We start from the raw sequence: 26,934 nt of genomic DNA, 5'->3' as shown, positions 1-26,934 counted from the left end.
GAAAGGAGGAGTTACGGTTGGAGCAATCGCATTTGCGTTTTTCCTTGGAGGAAGCGATTTGGTTTAAAAAAGGACAGGGAGTCGGCGAATTTCTTTCGATTTCTCTCGACCCGGTCGTTTCGGTTGATGAATATGAGCAGTATGTTACGATTCGCGGAGCGTTAGAATTGAGCGGAGAGTACCGGATGGCGGAAGAAGAAAGCGGCGCGGATCCTTTCGACTTTGCGGGCCATCGCTTTGTTCAGCGCGTTTCTACACGCGAAGACGGCATTAGCGAATTATCGCATCGTTTTCCGATCGATATTACGATCCCGAAAAATCGCATTCCGCATTTAGAAGATGTGTATGTGATGGTGGAATCATTTGATTATGATTTGGACGAAAATGGAAGGTTGTTGGTGACAGCAGATATTTCCATCAGCGGCATTAGCGAAGCGCCGCTTGATGAACATTCGCTAGTAGAGGAAGAAGAGCCGTTGTTTGAACCGTTTGAAGTTGTCGCACGCAAAGAAGTGTACGAAGAGGAACAGAGAGAACAGCAATCGGAAGAAAAGGCATATTCCGTTTCTGGCCATGTGTTGGCGGAGCAAGACGAAGAACAGGAAGAAGCGGCGGTGCACCGGGAAGAAACAAAGCGGGAAGAAGAAACAAAGCGGGAAGAAGAAAAAGCCGTGCCGCTCCATAACCATGAACAGCCGGAAGAAACAGTCGCGCGGCTGGAAAAACAGAAACAAAAAGAAAAAACAGCCGTACAGCCGGAAAAACCGGAAGAAGAAAAAGAAGAAACAGCCGCACAACTCGAAGAAAATGTGGAAGAGAATGAAGAAGAAAATATAGAAGAAAATGAAGCGTCAGGAGAAGAAGAAAACGTTGTCCCGCAACAAGAGGCAAAAGTTTCGATTGGGTCCATGAAAGAAAACGCCGCCGATGAAACGGAAGAAATCGATGAAAACGAAAAGCAAAAAGTAAAGAGCGAAAACACATTATACTTAACAAAATTATTTGCGAAAAATCAAGAAGAGGAATTTACAAAAGTAAAAATCTGCATCGTTCAGCAAGGAGATTCATTGGACAAGATCGCCGAGCGATACGATGTCACTGTCCAGCAGCTATTGCGCGTCAACCAATTGGAAAACGCGGAAGAAATTCATGAAGGGCAATTGCTATATATACCGGCACTAGCGGAAAGCCGCTTTTCATAGTGAGGGAAAGCATGATTCCTCACTTCTTTTTATGAAGGAGGTCGTTTTGTTGAACAGAGAACACATGGAAATGTACGCGCCTGTTTTGCGGCAATATGGACTCCAACCGTTTCGCGTGGATCACTATGGAAAAGTAAAAAAAGTATATACAAATGTTGGCACATTTGCTTTAAAAGAAATAACGAACGTTCAAGAAATGGCAGCCATTCAGCAATCGTATATTTTTTGCGGGCAACAATCGGTTCCGCTTTATTTGACAAAACAAGGACTTCCATTTGCAGCCCATGGACGGCATTATTATTTAATGCCATGGGTGTTTCCCGCTGAGCGAAAAGACACACGCGAGCATGTCCTCTCTTTTTTTCGCGATCTCGCCCATTTGCACCAAAAGTCGTTAAGACAATTAGATGTTAGTGAGGAAGAGATCAACAATTACTATGAAAATAAAAAAAGAGAGTGGGAAAGGCAGCGCTCCTTTTTGCAATCATATGTGGAAAAGTGTGAAAATGCGTGGTATATGTCCCCGTTTCAACTGCAATGCTGCACCTATTTTCATGAAACAATGCAGGCGTACTCCTTTGCGGAAACGGAAATGGAGAAATGGCATGAAACCATCAAAAAGACAAAAAAATGGAGAATCGCCTGGATTCACGGGAAAGCGCGGCTTTCGCATTATATCGTGCTGGAAAACAGACACCGCTATTTTTTTAGTTGGGAACGCGCCGGTTGGAACTCTCCGCTTTTCGATGTCATCATGGCGCTTCGCCATCATATGCGCACATTTCCGCCGATCGGCGATGAATGGGTGGAAGGAGTCGAAGAGTATGAAAAAGCGTTATCATTGTCGGAAGAGGAACGGTTCTTTTTTTTCAGCCATCTCGCACAGCCGCATTTTTTGTACCGCTACGTTTATGAATACGCGACAAACCGGCAACATGAAAAAAGCGAACGGGAATATGTTTCCGAATTGCAGCGTCGTTACTTTACCATGAAAAATATTGAACATGTTATCATGCACCTTGTCCGGCGAAAAGAGGAGGAAGAAGCTAAATCCACTCCAGATGAAACGCTACCGCGATAAGGATGAAAATCGCTAGCAAAATAACGTCAAATGTCGTCGGAAAAAAAATCGTGCGAACCGCTTGAAAAATCGTGATCGGAATGATTACTTGCGCACAGATGGCGCGAATTTGTCGAAGCCATGGCGGCCATGAATAATAGTTAAATCGTTTCATTGAGCAATTTCCCCTTTTTTGGATGTTACTATAAAATATGATTCGATATGATTTTTGTCACCAAAAATAAAGGAATGGAATAAAGAAATAAAAACTTGGCAAAGATGATTGACGATGAAATGAGTTTTTCGGTAGTATAATAAACAGAAAAAATAATAAAAAGCGAAGACAGGGAAGAGTACAACGAATAACGCCTTCAGAGAGGGAAATCATTAGCTGCGAGATTTCCTAGGACGGTTATCGTTGGAAGGTCGCCCTCGAGCTGCTTCTTCAAACGGCGCATGCCTAGTAGAGGAAGCCGGCGATATGCCGTTATCGCAATGAAGCGCTTAAGCAAGTTTGCTTTGCTTAAGAAAAAAGGTGGTACCGCGGAAGAGTCTCCTTTCGTCCTTTTTTGGATGAAGGGAGTTTTTTATTTAGCAAGAAGGAGGGAAAACCAATGGAACAAAATGAGATAACGATGTCAACGAAGTACGACCATAAAGCGGTAGAAGCGAACCGCTATCAATGGTGGCTTGACGGAAAGTTTTTTGAAGCGACGGGCGATCCGGATAAAAAGCCGTTTACGATCGTGATCCCGCCGCCAAACGTAACAGGGAAGCTGCATTTAGGGCATGCGTGGGATACGACGCTGCAAGATATTATTACGCGCATGAAACGGATGCAAGGCTATGACGTGCTGTGGCTTCCGGGAATGGACCACGCCGGCATTGCCACACAGGCGAAAGTGGAAGAAAAGCTGCGCAAGCAAGGGCTGTCTCGCTATGATTTAGGCCGGGAGAAATTTCTTGAAGAAACGTGGAAATGGAAAGAAGAATATGCAAACCACATCCGCCAGCAATGGGCGAAATTAGGGCTTGGACTTGATTATACGCGCGAGCGCTTTACGCTGGATGAAGGATTGTCCAAAGCAGTGCGCGAAGTGTTTGTTTCGCTTTACCGAAAAGGGCTTATTTATCGCGGCGAATACATTATTAACTGGGATCCGGTCACGAAAACGGCGCTGTCCGATATTGAAGTCGTTTATAAAGAAGTGAAAGGCGCGCTTTATCATATGCGCTATCCGCTTGCCGACGGCTCGGGCTATATTGAAATCGCGACGACCCGCCCGGAAACGATGCTCGGCGACACTGCGGTAGCCGTTCATCCAGACGATGAGCGCTATAAGCATCTCATCGGCAAAACGGTGATTTTGCCGATTGTCGGCCGCGAAATTCCAATTATCGCCGATGAGTATGTCGATATGGAATTCGGCTCAGGCGCGGTGAAAATTACGCCGGCGCATGACCCGAACGACTTTGAAATCGGCAACCGCCACAATTTGCCGCGCATTCTTGTCATGAACGAAGACGGCACGATGAATGAAAACGCCCTGCAATACCAAGGATTGGACCGTTTTGAGTGCCGCAAGCAAATTGTCAAAGATTTGCAAGAACAAGGCGTGCTCTTTAAAATCGAAGAGCATGTGCATTCCGTCGGCCATAGCGAGCGGAGCGGCGCGGTGGTGGAACCGTATCTTTCAACGCAATGGTTTGTGAAAATGAAGCCGCTTGCCGAAGCAGCGATTGAGATGCAAAAAACGGAAGGAAAAGTCCATTTCGTTCCGGAGCGGTTTGAAAAAACGTATTTGCATTGGCTCGAAAATATTCGCGACTGGTGCATTTCTCGCCAATTATGGTGGGGCCATCGCATTCCGGCTTGGTATCATAAAGAAACAGGCGAAATTTATGTCGATCATGAACCGCCGGCTGATATCGAAAACTGGGAGCAAGACCCGGATGTATTAGACACGTGGTTCAGCTCGGCGCTTTGGCCGTTTTCGACAATGGGCTGGCCGGATACGGAAGCGCCGGATTATCAACGCTATTATCCAACCGATGTGCTTGTCACTGGATATGACATCATTTTCTTCTGGGTATCGCGTATGATTTTCCAAGGCCTTGAATTTACCGGAAAGAGACCGTTTAAAGACGTATTAATCCACGGCCTTGTCCGCGACGCGCAAGGAAGAAAAATGAGCAAATCGCTCGGCAACGGCGTCGACCCGATGGATGTCATCGACCAGTACGGCGCTGATTCGCTCCGCTTCTTCCTGGCGACAGGAAGCTCGCCTGGGCAAGATTTGCGTTTTAGCACTGAGAAAGTGGAAGCAACATGGAATTTTGCGAATAAAATTTGGAACGCGTCCCGCTTTGCGCTGATGAACATGGGCGGAATGACATACGACCAGCTCGATTTAAGCGGGGAAAAAACCGTTGCCGATCATTGGATTTTAACGCGTTTAAACGAAACGATCGAAACGGTGACAAAGCTTGCCGAAAAATACGAGTTCGGCGAAGTCGGCCGCGTTTTGTACAACTTCATTTGGGACGACTTGTGCGACTGGTATATTGAAATGGCGAAACTGCCGCTTTACGGCGACGATGAAGAAGCGAAAAAGACGACGCGCTCCGTATTGGCCTATGTCTTGGATCATACGATGCGCCTGCTTCACCCGTTCATGCCGTTTATTACCGAGGAAATTTGGCAGCACCTTCCGCATGAAGGGGAGTCGATTACGGTAGCGAAATGGCCGGAAGTGCGCCCTGAACTGTCAAACAAAGAAGCGGCGGAAGAAATGCGTCTTCTTGTTGATATCATCCGTGCAGTCCGCAACATTCGCGCTGAAGTGAACACGCCGTTAAGCAAACCGGTTAAATTGCACATTAAGGCAAAAGATGCACAAGTGCAGGCAACGCTCGAGAAAAACCGCGCGTATTTAGAACGGTTCTGCAATCCGAGCGAGCTGATCATCGCAACCGACGTTCCGATAGCGGAAAAAGCGATGACGGCGGTCGTTACCGGCGCGGAATTGATTTTGCCGCTCGAAGGGCTGATTAACATCGATGAAGAAATTAAACGGCTTGAAAAAGAACTGGAAAAACTCAATAAAGAAGTCGAGCGCGTGCAGAAGAAACTAAGCAACGAAGGATTCCTGACGAAAGCGCCTGCGCACGTCGTCGAAGAAGAGCGGAAAAAAGAGAAAGACTACTTGGAAAAACGCGAGGCTGTCCGTGCGCGCCTTGCCGAATTAAAAAAATAGACAACACGCCGCCGCTTCTTTTATCATGAAGACGAATCCAAGCATTTTGGATTCGTCTTTTCTCATCACATCTTAATTTTTAGGGGGAAAATACGATGGTTCGTACATATAAAGAAGCGCTTGCATGGATTCATGGGCGTTTGCGCTTAGGAATCAAACCGGGATTAGAACGGATGGAATGGATGATGGAAAAGCTCGGGCATCCTGAGCGCCGCGTAAGGGCAATTCACGTTGCCGGAACGAACGGGAAAGGTTCGACCGTTAGCTACTTGCGCCATATTTTGCAAGCGGCCGGCTATTCGGTGGGAACGTTTACTTCTCCGTATGTGGAGAAATTTAATGAGCGGATCAGCGTAAACGGCCGGCCAATTCGCGACAAAGAAATTGTTGAGCTGGTGCGAGCCATTCAACCGCTTGCGGAAGAACTGGAAACAACAGAGCTTGGCGCGCCGACAGAATTTGAAGTGATTACGGCGATGATGTTTTATTATTTTGGGAAAAAGAACATTCAAGATGTTGTGATTATCGAGGCAGGACTCGGCGGCCGCTTCGATTCGACGAACGTGATTTACCCGATTCTTTCCATTATCACCAATATTGGCTATGACCATATGAACATTTTAGGAGAGACGTTGGAGAAAATCGCTTTGGAAAAAGCAGGAATCATCAAATCGGGCGTTCCGGTCATTACCGCAGTTAATCAGCCGGAAGCATGGGCGGTGATTGCCGGCAAAGCGACATCATTGAAAGCGAAAACATACCGGCTGGGAGAAGACTTTTCGATTGTTCAGCATGAGGCAAATGAAGATGGCGAACGTTTTTCAGTAGAGACGGTGTTTTCGCAATATCCGGATTTAAACATAACGATGTTCGGGGCGCATCAAGTGCAAAACGCGGCCGTAGCCGTGATGGCGGCCGACTATTTGCGGATGTGCTATTCGTTTTTGATTGAAAAAGAACATATTTATGAAGGGCTGGAAAAGGCGAAATGGATCGGGCGGTTTGAACGGATAAGCAATAAGCCGCTGATCATTATCGACGGCGCCCACAACGCGGAAGGCATCCGCAGCCTCGTCGATACAGTGCGTTTGCACTATCCAAACAAAGATGTTCATGTATTATTTGCCGCGCTGGCGGACAAACCGCTTGAGCAAATGATTCCGCCGCTTGCCGGAATCGCGAAAACGATAACGTTTACGTCGTTCGATTTTCCGCGCGCCGCGTCTGCCGAACAGCTTGCAGCGCTATGCGACCATCCGGATAAAGCGTGCATCACGGACTGGGAGCGCTGGCTCAAAGAAAAACGGAAACAGAAGCGGAGCGATGACCTTTTCCTTATCACCGGCTCGCTTTACTTTATCGCAGAGGTAAGAAAGTTATTGTTATGACAAAATTTTTATATGTTTCCAGCGAAAAGTCTTGCTATAATAAAAGTAATAGGACTTTGGTAAGGGATAGGGGGAGAGGAGTGTGGCGGAGAAGAAAAAATTTTTATGGTTGTTGATGGCACTGCTTTTATGTGTCGCCTTTGGAAGCGTTCCTGCTGTAGCGTTTGGGGCGGATAATGGCTCTAGCACCGCTGCGTTGAATTTTACCATCACTTCCTCGCAAACCGAATACGCCAAGCCGTCTAATGCCGATGCCCAAGGGAGATTGGACATAACGTTGACTCCTCAAGGAAGGGTGGATAACATCATTCGCCCGCCGATTGATGTCGTGTTTGTGTTTGATGTGTCAGGGTCGATGACGCCGTTGAAGCTGCAAAGCGCAAAATCTGCGCTTCAGTCTGCCGTCGATTATTTCAAAGCGAACGCCAACCCGAATGACCGATTTGCTCTCGTTCCGTTTTCCGACGACGTTCAATACAATAAGGTCGTGCCATTTCCTTCCGAAACCTATGATGTCAAGCAGCATTTGAATTGGATTGCAACTGTAGCCAATAGTCTTCGGGCGAATGGCGGAACAAACTATACGCAGGCGCTGCAACAAGCTCAATCATTTTTTAATGACCCAACCCGGAAGAAATATATCATTTTTTTAACGGATGGGATGCCGACAGTGTCGGTGGCAAAGGAACCGATTACGTATACAGTCTGTGAAGGAAAGAGTCGGAAAACGTGTAGACAAGTCACGGAAGATTTAGATGTTGAATATGTGCTGTACTCTGATGGAAGGAGCGTAGATCGAACGGTTTATTATCCAAGCGGGAAGGAAACAGAGTCATATTATGGCTCTAAAATTTATAAAGATTTCGAAGAAAAAGTCCGTACTCACGGAACGGATGTGGCCAGAGCGCTTGGAATAAACAATATAACGCTCTATTCCATCGGCTTTGGCGATAATCAAGATGTAGATATGAATTATTTGGAAAGGCTGTCCGCGATAACAGGCGGGCAGGCGAAGAAAGGAACGCCGCAAAACTTAACGGAAATTTTCCAGCAGTTTTCAAAGCTCGCTAATGATCCGGTGTTAAGCGGAACGATAAAAATTCCGCTAACCTCGTTTGGCGGAAAGGTGGAAATTGTTGAGACAGAGCAAGTTTGGCTCGATGAGCAAAAAGAAAACGCGTATATTGCGTTTACGGTTCCGTATAAAGTTGGGCAGCCGGCCCCGCCGCCGTTTACTGTTTCGATTCCGGTGCGGTTTAAAGCAAAAGGGGAGTATACGTTTACAGCGGAATTGGCGTATCGTGATGTATACGGTGTAGAACAGGCACCAATCATGAAATCAGTCAAGGTTGTTGTCAAAGACGAGGTGCCGCCATCGTTTGACGGAACGGTGACGCTTGAAGGAATTACGCAAGATGTAGGCGACTTAGTGAAATTCGGCAATGCGGATGGTGATTCGAACCGCTTCAAGGCACATTATTCGCTAACTGCTAGTGGCTATGTCGGAAACGCGTCCGGAAACATCAGCAACATTACATTGATTCAGCCGCTTCCAGACGGGATTACGGTTGTTCCGTCGCCAAACGTGACTGTGCGCACGGAAAACGGCGTCCAGTACGCTGAGATTGCGTTTCCAAATACGGTCATCGACTATAAGCAACTTAATAACAACGAGATTACCGGCGAAATAACGCTTCAAGCGGATTGGGCGATGGAAAACGTGCAGCTGCCGCCAGCTACCGTTTCGTTCCAAGATAGCAAATATGGCGCGCGGACATCGTCATTAAAGGCCCCTTCCCAACGGATTGGAATGAAAGTCCGCCTGCATGAATCGCCTGATATATATTACAAAGGAGACGAGCGCGGCCTTATTACGAAATGGCAAGCGTCAGCCAAGCTTGGAGAGACGAAACACCCGAGGCTTCCGGTGAAGGCGTTGCAATTCAAGGAAGACGACGTTCTTCTCGTCACATACAATAATGACGAGACGGTAGAGCTATATTTAAAACCGCGTGTGGCAATTGAGACTAAAGACGGTCAGCAAATCCCAAGCGGAGCGACTGTCACAGAACAGCCGATCGTAAAAATCACCGGTTTTGTCGCAGGGGAAGGCGTCACGTACGAATATAAAGTCGAAAATCCAAAGCAAGATAACGCTTGGAAGCCGCTCGATTCGCCATATGAAATTCCGGTCACTTGGGATGGAACGTCGACGATATCCATTAAAGCGGCAGGAGGATTGACAAAAGGAGACGGCATTACCACTGTATCGCTGACATACATTAAGCGTGTTCGCCAATTAACATTAGACTATAAACAAACGATGGAAGTTGGCGAAACGCAGATAATTTCGGTAACGATCGAGCCAAGCGACGCGACAAACAAAACATTGCAGTGGATTTCCAGCAATCCGGACGTCGCGGAAGTGGAGAACAGAGAAGTAATTGCCAAAAAGCCGGGAACAGTTGAGATTACGGTGCGGGCAATGGACGGAAGCAACGTTTCAGCAACAGCGACGATCAAGGTGCGTAATCCATATGTGCCATTAGAAGCGATCAATCTACCACAAATATATACGATGACAGTCGGAGATAAAGTGGACATTTCCTCCATCTTGATGTTTATCCCAGATAATGCGACAAACAAAAACATCCGCTCTGTCATATCGAACACTCCAGAATATGTAAGTGTGGAAAAAGAGCAAGGAAGATGGTATATCGTCGCTCAAGAAGTTGGATACTCGACCATTACCGTCACCGCGGAGGAGAAAAAGCAAGACGATCAAGACATTCAAGCTTCAATGACAGTCATCGTTCAGGAAAACACCACGTCCCCAGGCGAAAGCGGAAAATATAGATGGTAAAACAAAAAAGGTGCCTTATCATTCGCTTAAGGCACCTTTTCTTTTAAGCGAAAAGCAGCATCCCGCATCTTGTTTTATTTGACGGTTAACTTGTCAACGATAAGAGACAGTTTTTTCACGAACGGCAACCCTTCTCCGCGATTAATAAATACCGATGGGTCATGACGGATCACAAAGCGGGACTCTTCTTTGTGATCGAGCGACGAAGGAGGCGTAAAAATGATGGAGCCGCCTTGTTTTTCCGCTGCACCGCGATAAGCGTTGATGACAAGCCCGGAGACGTCAAAGTCCGGTGCTGTGCTTGACGTGTCGCCGCGCGCGAACAAACCGCCTTCAATATTGATATATGAGCCGACAGCATAGACAGTCGCGTTGCTTTCAGTATAAAAGTATCCTTTTAAGTTCGGCGGTTTCAGAGAAAGATTGTTTTCAAACTCATTGATTCGCGCGATTTCCAACGGCCCTCTTGAAAGAAGCACGACTACTTTATCATCGTTATCATCGGTTACTTTATCATCGGTTACTTTATCATCGGTAATGTTAATATTAGCGTTGTAAATCCATGTGCGCCCAGGGACGTTTAGATCACGCCGTCCAAAGACGTAAACCGTCGAATCGAGATCTATATTTTTATTCTTTTTATCTTGGCCGATGCCGAAAATTTCTAAATTGCCGAATACAATAATATTTCCCTTTATTGTTATCGGCTTGTTGGCTCTTAAAACTAGATCGCCATCGACAATCAGCCATCTGTTGTCTTGTAAACCAAGCACTTTACCATCAAGTTCTTCGCCGTCAAGGACAAATTGTGAAGAATCGCCAGATTGAAGAATTATCGATTGATCGATTGAATTAATCTTTTCACGTAATTCCGAAACGCTCTTCAAGACAGCGAAGCGTTTTTGTTCTATCAGCTCCGTGAAAAGTTGGTCGATGCTTTTATTATTAATATAATTATTATATTCTGGACTAAATGTTTCCATTCCTGCTGCATTTAACAACTTATCTTTTACAGTCCATTTGAAATCCACATCAATAAATTCTTCACGTTCTTTTCGAATGGAAGGGGCTTGGGATTGAAAACGGATGTCATTAGAATAATTTTCCGCAATGCGCTGAAAAATATTGCCCGCAATGTTGTAACAGTCGTTTTTGTCATGGTCACAAGAAAAATAGCTTCCATTGACAAATAATACGCTATTTTTGCTCGTTGTCGGGAATGACGTTTGTTTCATATATTTTAAAGAGTTATCGATGTAATTGGCGACATTTGTCACGTAAGCATTTTTTTCGGCGTAAATATTTCCTTTAATATACGCTCCGCCGTTTAAAACAACGTCTTCTCTCGAACCGAGGGTATATTTTAAAAAGCTTGGCGTATTTGTCAAAATCACCCGTCTTTCCACCGTTTTGTTACCGTACGATTTGGAAAGCAAAAAAACTCGGGTGAACAATTTATTACGATTGATATTGTAATCATCCGTCGACGTTACGTCCTGAATCTTTACTCCATAGCGATTTTCTAAATCAGGGAGCAGCACAGCCAATTGTGTATCCAAATTTCCAGGAGTAGACAGTTCAAAAGAAGGTTTCGAAATAGCTACCTTCATTTCCGCAATCGTTTCTTCGATCGCTTTTGTCGCTTCGTGAAACGATTCGACGTCTTCCACGCGCACTTCCGTAAATCGCGCTTGATAAATCGCAACAGACATAATAGTTAAGCCAAGAAGGAGAAAAATGGTGATAATCAGCATCGTGACTACTAAACTATGTCCTTTTTCGTTCATTAGCCTCCCTCCTTTAAAAGCCGAATTCTGTTTTTAATGTAAACGGTTTGACATGCAGCAAATCTCCTGGATCATGGTCGCGGTCTTGGACGGCAAGCTTAATGGTAACGACGCCGCTGCGGCAAATCTTTTTTTCTTCTTCTTCTTGTTGGGAGCAGGTGTAGGAAAACCCGGATTCTTCCGCAACAATTTTTAAACGATCCGAATGCAGCCGTTCGCCATCGATGGCAATCGAGCCATCTTGCAAGACAACGGTAAGCGTCTCAGGAGTTGGTTTTTTCTCTTTTTTGATCATGACGAGAGAAGGGTTAGAAGGATTGATACTTTCATCGCTGACAAATTGGATCTCTTTATCGCTCACAAATACGATTTGTGCATTTGTCGTTTGGTCCATCGCGATTCCGTCCGGCGCAAACGCGTAAAGTTTATTCATAATGGTGGCGACAATATAATCGGCTTCGCTGCGCAGTTGATTTTCGATAAAAATCCGCTTATATGCATTCAATCCGCTGAAAAACACGCCATAAATAGAAACAAGGATAAAAGAAGAAATGGCAATGGCGGCTAACAGTTCGGCAAGAGATAGTCCGTTCTCATTATTAACGTATCGTTTCATCAGCAATCACACCTTCAAGCCATTCCGAATCTTCAACACTATCTCCCCAGCGCACGATCACATAAATTTTGAGCAGATAGTTTTGCAAATCTGTGTTGATATTTTCTTCATCTTCAAGGCGAATCTTCTCGATTAATGATGCAGGGAATTGTTCTGGCGGGTTTGCTTTCAGCTCGTCCTGCGCTTTTTTGTCATACGGAACAAGAAATATATGAACGCGCGTTTTATAATCAATGTTATTGACGGCAGGACCCAGAGCCCTTTCGCAGGTTTTTTGGTTAGTTTCTTTGTCGTTTTCGCCGCCGAGCAACGGAAAACCGTCGGCGGAGCAGTCAGAAGCATTCAGATAGACAAACGGTTGACTGTCTGTATTATTCATTTTGCTCTCCACATATTGTTTTAACTCCGTGAAATCAAGGCGCTCCATATAGGCTAATACGCCGCGGGCGATGTTAATGGCGACCGTTTTGTCTTGATTGTGTGTCGTATATTGCATGGCGTTCGTAAAAAAGGAAAACATTCCTATTGCGACGATGGACAAAATGGTGATGGATGCTAGCACTTCCAATAAGGTGAAGCCTTTTGAAGAGCGGAGTGCTAAAAAATTCTTTTCCTCCATTGGTCATGCCCTTCTTTCAAAATATTTAACTTTATTATACAATAAGTTAGAGCCGAATTTTAGGAAAATTGTCTTATATAATGGTGTGGGGAAACGGGGTGAAACATTGAAACACGTTATATTTGTGATCATTGCTTTTATCCTTGCCATTCCGATTTTGCTTATTCTTCCTATAGGATTAAGTTGGAGCGGGAAAATCGCAGCACTCATCATTGCCTTGTTTCTTTCTCTTCTTTCCTTAGTAGCAAAGTCCTTCTTTCCGATGTGGCAGCTTGCATTATTACTAGGACTGCTTATGATAGCGATGACCTATTTGCTTCATCGCCAATTTGCCCATGTCTTTTATGCTGCGAAAAAACTAGATGAAGATGAATGGGAAGAGCCAGACGAACTGGCAGAGAAATCTTTTTCTTCCATTGCTGGCGGAAATGGAGCCGTTTTTCACCAGAAAGAAGCAGTAGAAGCCGAACAAATGCCATTAGAAACAGCACCACAACCGCCAGCAGAAAACAGCGTTTCACAGAAAAACATGGGGGATGGAGAACAGGATGAAATCATTGCAGTGGACGAGCTGCCATTAGAAATCGCTGCTGATGCAGAACGAGAAGAAACAGTGGCGGAAAATGAATTTCCTTGGGAAAAGGACACAGAACAAAGCGAAATGATAGAAATGAGAGAGTTGCCGTTGGCAGCAGCGGCAGTGGAACGACAGATTGAAACTATCACGGAAAGCGAGTTTCCGTGGGAAACAATCGAAGATGGCAATGAGAATGAAGCAGCAAAGCTAAATGAATGGCCGGTGGAAATGGAAACAAATGAAGAATGGGGCACGGATCTGCCGGAAATGGAAGAAAACGTAGCCGCTATGCCTAATCATGCACAAGAAACAGCAGCGCGCGATGATGAAAAAGATCTGCCGCATATTTCACTGGAAAAATGGATGATATCAACGGATGACTTAGCGGATGAAGAGAGCGGCGTGGAATGGGATGACATTCTTGCAGAAATGTCTCAGCCGCCGGTTGTATCAGATGAGGAAGAGGTTCTGCCGGAAGAAACGGATGCAGCGGTGCAACCGCATATAGACGAACTGCTGCAAGAGGAGCAAAGCGCCGGAAGCGGCGAAGAAGTTATGGAGGCGAAAGAAGACAATGCGGACGAAACAGAGCTCGCTTCTGTGATTTCGCCAGTCCATTCGGAAATTTTGCAAACCATTGTTACCGAGCTTCAGTTAAACCGAAAATATATGAATCCATTACAATATGAACAGCGCATCATTCAATGTTTGCAAACCCCGTTACCCGATTATGATTACTACGTATTCGCGCGTTTGCTAATAGAACATTATTTATTGGAGAAACAATATGACAAACTTTCGCCATTGCTTGCACAGCTGCAAGAAAAATTCCAGTCATATCCTATCATAAAAGAAGAACTTCAATTTCTTGCACACATATTACAGAATTATAAAGAATAGGTGTGGTGAAAAAATGAAAAATAGTGCACAAATTGTTAATCTTCCAATTATTAGTATCTCTGATGGCACACAAATAGGGATTGTAAAAACATTAGTCATTAATCCAGAAAAAGGTTCCGTTGATTTTCTTACTGTTGAGCAAGAAGACGTCCAGTTAAGCTTAAAAGCGATTCCGTTTAAAAAAGTGGTCGGCATCGGCGAATTTGCCGTAACGGTAGAAAGTTTCCACGATATTATTGATTTATCGGAAATTCCGATTGCCAACCAGCTTGTCAATAAACAAATCCGCATTAAAAACACGAAAGCGGTGACAAGAAAAGGGCAGCTGCTCGGAGAGGTGACCGAATTTTTTATCGACGAAGAAACGGGAGAAATTATTGGCATTGAACTGCTCGTCGGTGACCGGCAGGCAGTGTTATCATCGGAATTTATATTAACATATGGAAAAGATATTTTAGTCGTCCATGACAATGCCCCGTCTTCTTTGCTTGATGAGGCACATTTGCTCGTTCCGGCAGAAGGGCAGGATGGCGAAGAAACGGCGGAACATGCGGATGAGCAGCATTCCGGCGGCGAAGCAGCCATGGAAGGAGCGGAAAGCGAAGAAGCGCTTTATGCGCTGCGCGAAAAGCAAATGGAGCTTTTAAAAGGGAAACGGGTGACGAAAGATATTGTCGACAAAAACGGAAATACGTTTATTGAAGCTGGCACCATTTTGACAGAAGAACATATTCAGAAAGCGCAGGAAGAAGGACCAAGCGTGATCGTTGATATATCAATGAACGTAGAGGCATAAGCAAAAGGGGGAAGGTAGGCGGTGAGACAGATTGCTGCGGTAAAGTTGTTTTTCGTCATAGCGGTTTGTACGATTTATTTGATCAGCTTTTCGCAAATTGGCGTTTTAGCCTACGAAACGTTTTTGGGAGAGACAGACCGCCTGCCCGCAGGAACGATGGTTGGGCCTATTTCTGTTGCGAATAAATCCAAACAAGAAGCGCTGGCGGAAATCGCGAAAAAAGTGAATGAATGGAAGGCAGATGCGACGATTCCCGTTGTGTATCAAGAAAAAAAAGGAGAGATTCCTACATCCCTGTTTACGTTCCAAATCGAACAAAGCGCAAGGCAAATAGTGTCAGGGAGGCCGTCCCAGCTTCTTGTCCAATTCGATGTGCAAGAATTTTCTAAAACAATAAAAACACTGCTTCCCCCGCCGCTCGCTTCTTCTATTAATCTCGAAAAATTGCAAAACGATGTCACAAATATTGCGGCTGGTTTGCAAATGCCGTCAGAACCGATTGACCTTGCAGCATATGTTTCCCGTTCCGATGAAACGGAACAGCAAGTGAGCGCGGCGACACTGAAATTGGGGAAAAGACCAGCGCCATTGCTTGAATGGATTTCTGCCAATCCGGCCGTTGAAATTAAAGGAAAAAGCATCTTTTCGCTTGCGGCATATGTCAAAGAGACAAACGGGCCGCTTTCTTCCGAAGAGATGAGCATGATTGCTTCAGCGATTTACCAAACGATTTTGCCGACGAATTTTACGGTGTTGGAGCGGCATACAAGCCGCGAACTTCCTGATGGGATAACGGTTGGTTATGAAGCGAAAGTAGATGATCGCAATCGTGATTTGCAGTTTTACAATCCGAATACCACTGCTTACACGCTCAAGTTCCGGGTGGAAAACAACCGGTTGCATGTGGCGCTTTTCGGGCTGCCATTTACTTATAAGTATGTAGTGAAAGTTGGGGATATCGAATATTTCAAACCGAAGACCGTTGTGCAATATAGCCCTCTCCTTCGCCCTGGGGAACGCCAATTAAAGCAAAGCGGAAAAAGAGGAATACTCGTCAAAGTGAAGAGGGAAGCGTATAGCGGAAATCATCTTGTGCGTACGGAAACGATTGCCGAAGACTTTTATCCGCCATCGCATAACATTGAACTTCGCGGTTTGGAACTAGGAGACACCCAGTCGGATGCATCCACGTCCGAACCGTCGGCGGCTGATGAAAAGCAAGCAGGCAATAATCAGAAAAACGATGAACAAACGAATAAAAGCAAAGAGGGAAACAACGGGCAATCTGAAGAAAAGCAGCCGGAAAAAGAAAAAGCGCCTTCCACAACAAATGATACGGACGGCAAACAGAACAATGATGATAATGAAAAGCAGGGATGAACGATGAAGAAAAAACAAGAGCGGAAACGTTTAGGAGATTTATTAGTGGAAGCGGGGCTCATTACGGAGGAACAGCTGGAGGAAGCGTTAAGAGAAAAAGCTCCCGGCCAAAAGCTGGGCGATGTGCTGTTGCAGCTCGGGTATATTACCGAGCAGCAATTAATTGAAGTGCTTGAGTTTCAATTAGGCATCCCGCATGTCAGCTTGTACCGCTATCCGATCGATCCGAAGCTGACCAACCTCATTCCGAAAGAATTTGCCAAGCGGCATATGGTGATGCCTTTAAAAGTTGAGGGAGAACGCTTGCTTGTGGCAATGGCCGATCCGATGGACTTTTTTGTCATCGATGATTTGCGCCTTTCGACAGGGTTCCATATTGAAACGGCGATTGCCTCAAAAGATGATATTTTGCGCGCCATTAATAAGTATTACGACATGGATGAATCAGTAGAAGATTTTTTGCAAATGGCCCCCGCCGCGGAAACAACGGTGGAAGAGGAACGGGCGACCGAAGAAGATTCCCCGATTGTCCGGCTTGTGAACCAAATTTTGCAGCTCGCCGTTGAACAGCGGGCAAGCGATGTCCACATCGACCCGCAGGAAACGAAAGTGCTTGTCCGTTATCGCATCGACGGTATATTGCGGACAGACCGCGCCCTTCCAAAACATATGCAAAGCATGCTGACCGCGAGAATTAAAATTTTAGCGAATATGGATATTACCGAACACCGCATTCCGCAAGATGGCCGGATTAAGATGAACATCGATTTTCATCCGGTCGATTTGCGCGTTTCTACATTGCCGACCATCTATGGCGAAAAAATCGTGATCCGCATTCTTGATTTAGGGACGGCGCTGAACGATATTCATAAGCTTGGGTTTAACCAGTTAAATTTGCGGCGCTTTATTGAACTTATTGAAAGGCCGAACGGAATCATTCTGATTACCGGACCGACTGGGGCAGGAAAATCATCGACGCTATATGCGGCGCTGAACCATTTAAACAGTGAAGAAGTCAATATTATTACGATCGAAGACCCTGTCGAATATCAGATTGAAGGAGTCAATCAAATCCAAGTGAATCCGAATATCGGATTGACGTTTGCGCAAGGGCTGCGTTCGATTTTGCGGCAAGACCCAAACATTATTATGGTGGGAGAAATCCGCGACCGCGAAACGGCAGAAGTGGCGATCCGCGCGTCATTGACCGGCCATTTAGTGTTAAGCACCTTGCATACAAACGATGCGTTAAGCACCATCACACGCTTAATTGATATGGGGATTGAGCCGTTTCTTGTGGCGACCTCTTTAGCCGGCGTCGTTTCCCAGCGGCTCGTCCGCCGCGTCTGCCGCGATTGCCAAGAAGAGCAGGAGCCGACAAAGCGGGAAATCGAGATTTTTGCCCGCCGCGGCATGAAAATTGACAAGCTGATCCGCGGCCGCGGCTGCCCGACATGCAATATGACAGGCTATAAAGGGCGGATTGCCATTCATGAACTGCTTGTGATGACCGATGAAATGCGCCGCGTCATTTTAAATAAAGAGCCATTTTCGAAATTGCGCGAGCTTGCCATAAAAAACCGCATGATTTTTTTGATTGATGACGGATTGTTAAAAGTGAAACAAGGGTTAACGACGCTGGAAGAGGTATTGAAAGTGGCGATTTTAAGTTAAAGGTGGGGAACATGAAGCAAAGATTGGATGCTCTTTTATGTGCTGCGTTTGAAGTTAAAGCTTCCGACGTTCATTTGACGGTCGGCGTGCCGCCGATTTTTCGCATCAATGGCGAATTAAAAAAATACGGCCAAGACGTTTTGCGGCCGGGAGATACGGAAGGAATGGCAAAAGCGGTCATTCCGCCCCGCCTTTGGCCGCAATTTGAAGAAAATGGGGAATTGGATTTTTCGTACGGAATTCCCGGCGTTTCCCGCTTCCGCATCAATACGTATAAACAGCGGTCGTGCGTGTCGCTGGCGATCCGCATCATTCCGACAAAAATTCCAACGATTGATGAACTGCGCCTTCCTGAAGTATTAAAACAAATTGCGCAAAAACCGCACGGGCTTGTGCTAGTGACAGGCCCGACGGGAAGCGGGAAGTCGACGACGCTTGCTGCGATGATTGACTATATGAACAAAACGATGCGGAAACATATTATTACGCTGGAGGATCCCATCGAATATTTGCACAAGCACGGTAGCTGCATTATTGACCAGCGCGAAGTCGGCTTTGATACGAACAATTTTGCCAACGGTCTGCGCGCGGCACTTAGGCAAGATCCGGATGTCATTTTAGTCGGGGAAATGCGCGATTTGGAAACGATTCATACGGCGATAACCGCCGCGGAAACGGGACATCTCGTCCTTGGCACACTGCATACATCGAGCGCGCCGGCGACGATCGATCGGATTATTGACGTGTTTCCGCCTGCCCAACAATCACAAATTCGCATTCAGCTTGCGTCTGTTCTTGTCGCGATTATTTCACAGCGCCTTTTCCCAACACCGCAAAAAACGGGACGGATCGCTGCTACGGAAGTTTTAATTAATAATGCGGCAGTCGCCAATTTAATCCGCAATGAAAAAGTCCATCAAATCGCCAACGTCATGCAAACAAGCCGCGCCCTTGGCATGCATACGCTGGCGATGAGCATCAAAGAGTTAATGCAAGCAGGGCTGATCCTTCGCGATGCGGCTGAACCTTATCTTGCACAGGAGCGTGGCGATTCGTATGCCTCAGTTTAAATATGAAGGCCGGAATATAAAGGGGCGAAAGCAAACAGGAACGATTGTCAGCGAGTCCAAGCGGGACGCGGTCATGAAATTGCGGCAAAAAGGAATTAAAGTCATCGAAATTGCCGAAGTGCCGCAAACGTTACTCACCAAAGAAATAACATTTGGAAAAGCGGTGAAGCTCCAAGATTTTGTCATTTTTTTGCGGCAGTTCGCGACATTGATAAAGGCGGGGGTCTCGATTGTTGACTCCACCCGCATTTTAGCGGAACAAACCGAAAGCAAGGCGCTGAAAAAAGCGCTTATGGAAGTGGAAGAATCGCTCCGCGCCGGAAATCCGCTATCTGCTGCCGCGGCGAAGCATCCGCGCATCTTTCCGGCGATGTTTGTCAACATGGTCAAAGCCGGGGAAGCAGGCGGGAATATGGATGAAACGCTGGAACGGCTTGCGGACCATTTTGAAAAAATGCACCGCACAAGGCAAAAAATCGTTTCCGCGCTGACTTATCCTATCGCTGTCGCTATTATTGCCGTTGCGGTCGTCATTTTTTTGCTTGTTTCCGTCGTCCCGACATTTGTCGAGATGTTTGCCGACTTTCACGCCGAACTTCCGGCGATCACCAAATTTGTGCTGCGCGCAAGCGAAGTGATGCAAACATATTGGTGGCTTGTCGCTATCGCGTTGATTGGAACATATGTTTTGTTTGCGTTGGCGAAGAGGGAAAAACGGACGAAATATTACTTGGATTATGCAGCAATGCGCATCCCGTTTTTCGGAAAGCTAATACAAAAAGCGGCATTGGCGCGCATGACGCGGACATTAAGCTCGCTCTTTTCCAGTTCCGTCCCGATTTTGCAGGCGCTGTCCATCACGGAAAATGTCGTCGAAAACGAAGTCATCAGCAAGGTGATAAGGCAGGCGCGCGATTCGCTTGAACGGGGCCAATCGCTTGCTGAACCGCTGAAAAAACATTGGGCGTTTCCGCCGCTGGTGACGCAAATGATTGCGATCGGCGAAGAAACAGGGGCATTAGACGCAATGCTCGCGAAAGTTGCCAACTTTTACGAAGCGGAAGTGGACGCCGGCGTCGAACGGCTGAAGTCGCTGATTGAGCCGCTCATGATCTTGCTTTTGTCCGGGGTCGTCGGAACGATTATTGCTTCGATTATCATACCAATGTACGATATTTTCAACCATATTCAACAATAAATTGCAAGGAATATATTCTCATATATTGATAAATCGTGTAAAATTAATTAGGAAAAAAGTGTGATAAACAAAAAATAGGGAGAGGGGTATTACGATGATGAAACGATTTTTGAAAAACGAACGAGGGCTCACATTGATTGAATTGCTTGCCGTCGTCGTCATTTTGGGGATTATCGCAGCGATTGCAATTACGGCGATTGGCGCCATTATCGACAACTCGAAAAAGGATGCGCATATCGCGAATGCACAGCAATTAGCTAATGCTGCAAGGCTCGCAATATCTTCTGGAGGATTTGATGAAAATAAAAATACGTTTACTATGAAAGAACTATATGATGCAGGATATCTTGAAAAAATTCCGAAATCACCAGGAAAAAAATCAAAAGAGTATGATGCGGATAAAAGCTTGGTGGTAGTAGAAAGAACTAAATTGACAGATAGTAATAATAAAGAAACTGGTGGTGAAAACTTAAAATATAAAGTTACGTTAGTAGATAAAAGCGATTCGAATTTCAAATACATTGATGATGAGTATGTTGATGAGTTAGAAAGAAAAGACGTAACACTGAAATAAGGACTCAACTATGTTGATTATTATATTTTTATACTCCCTCCTCCTCGGCTCGTTTTTTAACGTTGTCGGGCTTCGCGTGCCGGCGGGAGAGTCGATCATGTTTCCTCGTTCGCATTGCCCGCGCTGCAAGCGGCAGCTTACGGCGCGGGAACTTATTCCTGTTGTCTCATACGTTTGGCAAGGCGGAAAGTGCCGGGAATGCGGGGGGAGGATTTCGCTGCTTTATCCGTTTGTTGAGCTGTCGACGGCGATTCTTTTTACGATTTCGCCGCTTTTGGTGGGATGGTCAAAAGAATTGATCGTTTGTTGGACGCTCATTTCACTGTTAATGATTATCTTCGTTTCCGATGTTCGCTACATGATGATTCCTGACAAAGTGCTACTTGTGTTTGCGGTCATCTTTCTGTTTGAGCGGCTGTTTATTCCGTTCCTTCCTTGGCGGGATGCGCTGATTGGCGCGGCGGCCGGCTTTTTGCTGCTTTTTCTCATTGCCGTCATCAGCAAAGGCGGCATGGGCGGCGGCGATATTAAATTGTTTGCGCTGCTTGGATTTGTGCTTGGGTGGAAAACAGTGCTGCTTGCGTTCTTTTTTTCCACGATTTACGGAACGGCGATCGGGCTGATTGGCATGGCGCTTGGCAAAGTCCGGCGCCGGGAGCCGATGCCGTTCGGGCCTGCGATCGTTCTCGGGTCATTGACCGCCTATTTTTTTGGACAAGACATTGTGGAATGGTATCAGCAAATGATTTTCTTTTAATATGAGGGGAAAACGTGAATATGTTAACATTGTTTCAGCCAAGGCATAAAGTTGCCAATCTAGTTATCAAAGACCATGTCATTCGCTATGTTGAGACAAAGGCAAACGACCCATTATCCGTTCACAAATGGGGAGAGCGCCAGCTTCCAAAAGGAATGATTCACGACGGAAAAATCATGGACCGCGAAACGTTGGAAATGATTTTAGAAGAATGTGTCGATGAATGGAAATTAAAGAAACGCCGCGTCCGTTTCATTGTGCCAGATCCTTTCGTGATTATCCGCCGGCTTCCGCTTCCTGCCGATTTAGAAGAAGAGGAAATTCGCGGTTATTTGTTTATGGAATTGGGAACAACGATTCCGTTGCCGTTTGATACCCCGGTGTTTGATTACGTTGTTTTGGAAAAAACGCAGGAAGCGACCACCGTTTTATTATTCGCTGCTCCGGAAGATTTAGTGTTAAGTTACGCGCGGCTTTTGGAAGATGCAAAGCTGCGCCCGATTGCCGCTGACGTTTCGCCGCTATGTGCGTACCGCCTTTTTTATATAGCTGATCAAGTCAAAAAAGATGATCATATTTTGCTTGTCCAATTTGACCAATCTTCCGTCAATGTTAGCGCGTTTCATCAGCATAAACCTGTGTTTATGCGCCATCTTTTGCTCGAACAGTACGGAGAAATAAACATTGGGAAAGACCGGCAACGATTCATCGATCCGTTTGAAGATATATATAAAGAAATGGAACGGATGATGAGCTTCTATTCCTTTTCCATTCATCAAGGAAAACAGCAAATTACCCGCGTGTTTCTGATGGGGGATCATCCGCATTTGTCCCATGTTTATCAAGCGTTGCAAGAACGGCTGGATGTTCCTGTAGAACGGCTTGCGGCCGCGATGGCGGGCGCGGTGGACGCGCGCTATCATCTTGCATGGGGACTTGGGCTAAAAGAGGGAAATGATGATGTTCGTTGACATTAATTTATTGCCAAAAAAAGAGCCGAAAAATGTTGTCTTTCTGTTAAGCACAGTGATTGTCACCGCGATGGCAGCGATTGCTGCGGCTGTTTTTTACGTTCTTATCGACAGAGCGGAGACGCAAATCGACTCGCTGGAAAAAGAGCTGAAGCAGACGCAGGCGCTTCAAGCGATCGAGCAGCAAAAGCTTGCGGACATGCAATCTGTTAAGGAAATCGAGGAATTAGACAAAACTGTGCAATGGGCGAAAGATTACCCGCTCAAAATGGTGCCGCTTTTGCGCAACATGACGGCATTGCTGCCAGAGCGCGGATTTATCATGAACTTTTCCTACGCGGAGGATGGAACGGTAACGGTTTCCGTTCAATTTGACACAAGCGAGCAGGCGGCCTATTACTTAAAGCGGCTGTCGGATGCCAAATTTATTGCTGACGTACAATTGAAAAGCCTTTCGGCTGTGAATGCCAACGAAGAAAGCGATGAGCAAAGGACGACTGAGGAACGAGTAGTGCCCCGCTATCTCGCGCAATACGAAATGCATGTTGATAAACAAGCGTTAGAGGAAAAGGAGAAACAACCATGACCGTACGTTTCTCAAGACGGCAGCTTCTCGTTTTTGTTCTTATGCTTACGGTTCTTGGCGCTGCGATTATCGGCCTTTATTTTTATCTGCTTTATCCGCGCTACCAAGAAATTGAAGAATTAAACAGCACAGTGGCAAGCGAGAAAAAAATGTTGGCCGCTACAAAAGCAGAGATTGCCAAGCAAAAGCCCGGCTTGCCGGAAAGCATCGTAGAACTTCAAAAAAAGATACCGGTCAAGCCGCTGACGGAACAGCTATTGCTCGATTTCAAAAAAGCGGAAGTCGTTTCAGACAGCATAATTTCGAGCATGAATTTTCAAGAAGACGAAAATGTAACAGCAAATCCGCAAGAAAAGACAGAGCAATCTCTTTCCGCGCCGCCGGATGGATTGAAAAAAGTGACGGCGCAATTGACGGTGCAATCCCCGTCGTACTATCAGCTTGAGCGCTTTTTGCAGACGCTCGAAAATTTAAACCGCATCGTGTCGATTGAATCGCTCTCGTTTACTGGAAATCCAGAATTAACGTCGGTCGCTACGGAAGTAAATCCGTTAACGTATTCGGTAACGGTCAGCGCATTTTATTATCCGAAATTAGAAAAGTTGCAGAATATGCTGCCGCAAATAGACGTTCCCCCGCCGAGCAAAAAGCGGAATCCGCTGACAGAAATAGTTCCTGGGGGGCAACTGTCATCGCAGCAGCGGTAATGAATGGCGGAGTGGTTATATGTTGCTGCGTACAAACCGAGGAATGACGCTAGTGGAGTTGTTAGCGGTGCTTGTCATTTTAGGAATTGTTGCTTCCATTGCTGTTATTGCGGTGCTTCATATCATCGAAAAAGCAAAAGAGAGAACGTTTGTTTCTAATGCCTATGCGCTTTACGAAGCGGCGCGCCTTTATGTCGGGGCAGAAAACGTGGAATTTTTGCCATCCCGCTCTTCCGAAAAACTAACGTACAAACAGCTTGTAGAAGAAGGAATGCTTCATCCGATCAAAGACCCGTTTACCGGAAACGTGCTGCCATTGGAAACGAATCCATCATATGTACTTGTTAAAAAAGACGAAAACGGCTCGTTCCATTATTCTATTTGTTTAAAAGGAGAAACGAAACAGTTGTGCACCTTTTCCGAGCAATCGCCGGAAGTTCCTGTCGAAGCATTGTCTGTTCAGCAAATACGTGACCGATAATAGCCGAATTTGCCGAAATAATCCGGGAACAAGACGACAAATGTCTTGTTCTTTTTTTCTTTGTTTATGATAAGATAGGCGGGAAACGAAGGATAGATAAGGATGGTGACACAATGGACAAGCATAGTCGGGAAATTACGGTGAAAATTAACGGAAAAGAGCGGCCGTTTACTACCGATAAGCTGAAACGTATCGAAACGAACGTCTTGGAAAAAGAAGCGGAGCCAAGGCCGTCCGCTTCTTTCCAGCAAAAAAAGCGGAAAAAGCGCTCGCCCATTATCGGCGCATTGAACGCACGGATCAAATCAGCAATTTTTTCAATCATGATGGCGGTCATCATTGGCACAAGTTTTGGATTCATTGTATTAAATGTCATTCCAAAGGAGAAGGAGCATTCCGGGCAAACGCTGGAAACGGAGCTGCCGGTTCCCGCGGAGTCCAAAGACCCGACAGGGCAAGCGGCGGAATCTGCAAATGAAGCAGCGGCTTCTTCTTTCACAGTCAGCGTGATTCAAGCGGGAGTATTTACAGATCGGGAAGCGGCGGCTGCCTATGCCCGGCAACTCCAGTCTTCCGCTATTCCTGTTGTGGCGGTTGGCGAAAAACCAGTCGCTTTGTTTATCGCCGTCGGAAGTGACAAACAACAGTTGCAGGCGATCAATGAACGGTATAAGCAGAAGACGCATAGTACATACATTAAATTTCTATCGTTCGCCAGCACGGATAGGGAGCACAAGCCAGTAATAAAAGCAGGGGAAGCGCTATACAGGGAAATGGCTGCCATTTCCGCCATTTTATTAGGAAAAGGAGATGTTCACAAAGAAGAATGGAAAAAATTAGAGAGTGATTATAAACAATTTATATCGCAAACACTTCCGAATGACGATAATATAAAGCGGTACGTTTCACATATGAAAGCTGCGTATAATCTGCTTATTGCTTACAAAACCAATCAACAAGAGGAACTGTTGCAAAAAACACAGCAAGAATTGCTTGAGGCGCTGAAGTCATATATTGCCGTTTTCCCATTGCGAAGCTAGCGAGCTTCTTTTTTTTCGGATTTTTCGACTTTACCAAATTGTGCTGAACCGCAAAATTTGGTACGATACATGTGTATCTTCCTGCTTTGAAACGAATGCAAGAGGGTGATGTGGATGAAACAATTGATTTTAGCTTCGAGTTCCCCGCGCCGAAAACAGCTGCTTGAATTAGCTAACCTCCGCTTTCAAATCCTCGCTAGCCACATTGATGAACAAATTCACGAAGATGCATCCCCGGAGCAAGCCGTGCAGCTGCTTGCTTATCGCAAGGCGAAAGCTGCTGCTGATTGTTATCCTCATGCATACGTCATCGGGGCGGATACTGTCGTCGTTTACCAAAACAACATTTTAGGCAAGCCAAAAACAAAAGAAGAAGCAGCGGCGATGCTGCGCATGCTGTCAGGCGAGGCGCATGAGGTGCTGACGGGAGTGGCGATTCTTTCCCCAAACGGCCAATCATTGTTTGTAGAAAAAACGAAAGTAATGTTTTGGGATTTAACGGAAGAAGAAATTTCCGATTACATTGCGACAGAAGAGCCGATGGACAAAGCGGGAGCATACGGCATTCAAGGGCGCGCCGCTTTATTTGTCAAACGCATTGAAGGAGACTATTTCACTGTTGTCGGGCTGCCGTTGTCGCGGACCGTGCGCGAGCTGAAGCGCCTCGGCTGGTAATTTTTTTTAATTGATGAAAAGAAAAAAAGGAGTGAAGATAAAATACGATGACATTGATGATTCGCGATGTGCCAAAAGATGACCGCCCTCGTGAGCGGCTTCTTTCTGCCGGCCCGGAAAGCTTGGCTGACCACGAACTGCTCGCCATTTTGCTTCGAACAGGAACAAAAGAAGAATCGGTATTGCAGCTTGCTCATCGCCTGCTTCAGCATTTTGAAGGGCTTCGGCTTCTAAAAGATGCTTCGATTGAAGAAATAACAAGCATAAAAGGAATCGGGACGACGAAGGCGATTCAAATTTTAGCGGCGATCGAGCTCGGCCGGCGAATTCACCGCCTCGGCTACAATGACCGCTATGTGATCCGTTCTCCTGAAGATGGCGCGAAATATGTTATGGAAGATATGCGTTTTTTGTCGCAAGAGCATTTTGTCGCCATTTATTTGAATACAAAAAATCAAGTGATTCATCGAAAAACGATATTTATCGGCAGTTTAAACGCCTCCATCGTTCATCCGCGCGAAGTGTTCAAAGAAGCGATTAAGCGCTCGGCCGCCTCGATTATTTGCGTGCATAATCATCCCTCCGGCGACCCCACTCCAAGTCGAGAAGATATTGATGTGACGAAACGTCTGGCCGAATGCGGCCGCATTATTGGCATCGAATTGCTCGACCATCTCATCATTGGCGATCAGAAATTTGTCAGTTTAAAAGAAAAAGGGTACGTGTAGTAGTTCTCATTTTTTGTCGAATCAGTTA

Annotated in this window: 24 protein-coding genes and 1 other annotated feature; of the genes, 20 read left to right on the top strand and 4 right to left on the bottom strand. The window is 45.8% G+C overall.

Translation table 11 applies throughout. From position 1 onward, the window contains the following. Positions 1-17 precede the first annotated feature (17 nt). Together spoVID and ysxE are read left to right on the top strand one after the other, a co-directional pair. The gene (gene spoVID, locus BM278_RS01020) at positions 18-1,202 is read left to right on the top strand and encodes a stage VI sporulation protein D (RefSeq protein WP_090947546.1); all 1,185 of its coding nucleotides are present in this window, start codon (positions 18-20) and stop codon (positions 1,200-1,202) included. Between the two features lie 70 nt (positions 1,203-1,272). Continuing rightward, positions 1,273-2,283, top strand: coding sequence for a spore coat protein YsxE (ysxE, locus tag BM278_RS01015; protein WP_090947745.1), 1,011 nt, complete (start codon positions 1,273-1,275; stop codon positions 2,281-2,283). Here the strand turns inward: ysxE and BM278_RS01010 are convergent. After that, a complete protein-coding gene (locus BM278_RS01010; RefSeq protein ID WP_090947545.1) occupies positions 2,249-2,437 on the bottom strand; it encodes a hypothetical protein in 189 nt (62 codons plus the stop codon). The genes ysxE and BM278_RS01010 overlap by 35 nt on opposite strands. Before the next feature lie 156 nt (positions 2,438-2,593). Then, positions 2,594-2,832: a binding site (T-box leader), on the top strand. Positions 2,833-2,876: 44 nt separating this feature from the next. On the opposite strand from BM278_RS01010, the gene BM278_RS01005 reads away from it, so the two are divergent. The 3 genes from BM278_RS01005 to BM278_RS00995 all read left to right on the top strand — a co-directional run bounded on the left by BM278_RS01005 (position 2,877) and on the right by BM278_RS00995 (position 9,770). Continuing rightward, positions 2,877-5,519, top strand: a complete 2,643-nt coding sequence (locus BM278_RS01005; RefSeq protein ID WP_003248850.1) for a valine--tRNA ligase — start codon at positions 2,877-2,879, stop codon at positions 5,517-5,519. A 95-nt stretch (positions 5,520-5,614) separates the two neighbouring features. Further along, positions 5,615-6,907 (top strand): bifunctional folylpolyglutamate synthase/dihydrofolate synthase, encoded by a 1,293-nt coding sequence (locus BM278_RS01000; RefSeq protein WP_090947544.1) that lies wholly within the window; start codon positions 5,615-5,617, stop codon positions 6,905-6,907. A gap of 82 nt (positions 6,908-6,989) precedes the next feature. After that, positions 6,990-9,770 (top strand): VWA domain-containing protein, encoded by a 2,781-nt coding sequence (locus BM278_RS00995; protein WP_090947543.1) that lies wholly within the window; start codon positions 6,990-6,992, stop codon positions 9,768-9,770. Positions 9,771-9,844: 74 nt separating this feature from the next. On the opposite strand, the gene BM278_RS00990 is transcribed toward BM278_RS00995, so the two are convergent. The 3 genes from BM278_RS00990 to BM278_RS00980 are packed head-to-tail and all read right to left on the bottom strand — an operon-like array spanning position 9,845 to position 12,792. Then, on the bottom strand, positions 9,845-11,557 hold the full coding sequence (locus BM278_RS00990; protein ID WP_090947542.1) for a hypothetical protein: 1,713 nt from the start codon (positions 11,555-11,557) through the stop codon (positions 9,845-9,847). Positions 11,558-11,570: 13 nt separating this feature from the next. Beyond that, entirely contained in the window at positions 11,571-12,173 is a 603-nt protein-coding gene (locus BM278_RS00985; RefSeq protein ID WP_090947541.1) for a PilW family protein, read from the bottom strand. Then, complete coding sequence (locus BM278_RS00980; RefSeq protein ID WP_090947540.1) at positions 12,157-12,792, bottom strand: prepilin-type N-terminal cleavage/methylation domain-containing protein; 636 nt, start codon at positions 12,790-12,792, stop codon at positions 12,157-12,159. The genes BM278_RS00985 and BM278_RS00980 overlap by 17 nt, the downstream gene beginning before the upstream one ends. Positions 12,793-12,898: 106 nt before the next feature. Here BM278_RS00980 and BM278_RS00975 point away from each other — a divergent pair, with 106 nt between their 5' ends. The 15 genes from BM278_RS00975 (at position 12,899) to radC (ending at position 26,906) form a co-directional block, all read left to right on the top strand. Beyond that, on the top strand, positions 12,899-14,269 hold the full coding sequence (locus BM278_RS00975; protein ID WP_244151063.1) for a hypothetical protein: 1,371 nt from the start codon (positions 12,899-12,901) through the stop codon (positions 14,267-14,269). A 13-nt stretch (positions 14,270-14,282) separates the two neighbouring features. Next, positions 14,283-15,065 carry a PRC-barrel domain-containing protein gene (locus BM278_RS00970; protein ID WP_003248865.1) on the top strand — a complete coding sequence of 261 codons (783 nt, stop codon included), beginning with the start codon at positions 14,283-14,285 and terminating at the stop codon, positions 15,063-15,065. A 21-nt stretch (positions 15,066-15,086) separates the two neighbouring features. Then, positions 15,087-16,445 (top strand): VanW family protein, encoded by a 1,359-nt coding sequence (locus tag BM278_RS00965; protein ID WP_003248866.1) that lies wholly within the window; start codon positions 15,087-15,089, stop codon positions 16,443-16,445. A gap of 3 nt (positions 16,446-16,448) precedes the next feature. Then, positions 16,449-18,119, top strand: coding sequence for a GspE/PulE family protein (locus BM278_RS00960; RefSeq protein WP_003248868.1), 1,671 nt, complete (start codon positions 16,449-16,451; stop codon positions 18,117-18,119). Positions 18,120-18,130: 11 nt separating this feature from the next. Continuing rightward, positions 18,131-19,189, top strand: a complete 1,059-nt coding sequence (locus BM278_RS00955; RefSeq protein ID WP_090947538.1) for a type IV pilus twitching motility protein PilT — start codon at positions 18,131-18,133, stop codon at positions 19,187-19,189. Then, positions 19,176-20,387: a type II secretion system F family protein gene (locus BM278_RS00950; RefSeq protein ID WP_003248871.1), complete on the top strand. Its 1,212-nt coding sequence runs from the start codon at positions 19,176-19,178 to the stop codon at positions 20,385-20,387. Before BM278_RS00955 ends, BM278_RS00950 begins: the two co-directional genes overlap by 14 nt. Before the next feature lie 94 nt (positions 20,388-20,481). Further along, positions 20,482-20,961 (top strand): pilus assembly FimT family protein, encoded by a 480-nt coding sequence (locus tag BM278_RS00945; RefSeq protein WP_003248872.1) that lies wholly within the window; start codon positions 20,482-20,484, stop codon positions 20,959-20,961. Between the two features lie 10 nt (positions 20,962-20,971). Further along, positions 20,972-21,718, top strand: a complete 747-nt coding sequence (locus BM278_RS00940) for a prepilin peptidase (protein WP_013400309.1) — start codon at positions 20,972-20,974, stop codon at positions 21,716-21,718. 20 nt (positions 21,719-21,738) lie between these two features. Beyond that, positions 21,739-22,689, top strand: coding sequence for a type IV pilus biogenesis protein PilM (pilM, locus tag BM278_RS00935; protein ID WP_167359564.1), 951 nt, complete (start codon positions 21,739-21,741; stop codon positions 22,687-22,689). After that, positions 22,676-23,275, top strand: coding sequence for a fimbrial protein (locus BM278_RS00930; protein WP_244151062.1), 600 nt, complete (start codon positions 22,676-22,678; stop codon positions 23,273-23,275). Before pilM ends, BM278_RS00930 begins: the two co-directional genes overlap by 14 nt. Next, positions 23,272-23,982, top strand: a complete 711-nt coding sequence (locus BM278_RS00925) for a pilus assembly protein PilO (protein WP_090947536.1) — start codon at positions 23,272-23,274, stop codon at positions 23,980-23,982. Before BM278_RS00930 ends, BM278_RS00925 begins: the two co-directional genes overlap by 4 nt. Before the next feature lie 19 nt (positions 23,983-24,001). Then, entirely contained in the window at positions 24,002-24,463 is a 462-nt protein-coding gene (locus BM278_RS00920) for a type II secretion system protein (RefSeq protein ID WP_013876523.1), read from the top strand. A 113-nt stretch (positions 24,464-24,576) separates the two neighbouring features. Then, the gene (locus tag BM278_RS00915) at positions 24,577-25,503 is read left to right on the top strand and encodes a stage II sporulation protein B (protein WP_090947535.1); all 927 of its coding nucleotides are present in this window, start codon (positions 24,577-24,579) and stop codon (positions 25,501-25,503) included. 114 nt (positions 25,504-25,617) lie between these two features. After that, positions 25,618-26,178, top strand: a complete 561-nt coding sequence (locus BM278_RS00910) for a Maf family protein (protein ID WP_090947534.1) — start codon at positions 25,618-25,620, stop codon at positions 26,176-26,178. A gap of 47 nt (positions 26,179-26,225) precedes the next feature. Next, positions 26,226-26,906, top strand: coding sequence for a RadC family protein (gene radC, locus BM278_RS00905; RefSeq protein WP_090947533.1), 681 nt, complete (start codon positions 26,226-26,228; stop codon positions 26,904-26,906). Positions 26,907-26,934 lie beyond the last annotated feature (28 nt).

Source organism: Parageobacillus thermantarcticus (genome assembly GCF_900111865.1).
Classification (GTDB): domain Bacteria; phylum Bacillota; class Bacilli; order Bacillales; family Anoxybacillaceae; genus Parageobacillus; species Parageobacillus thermantarcticus.
The sequence above is the reverse complement of the archived record's forward strand: the minus strand, read 5'-3'. Positions and strand labels throughout refer to the sequence as shown.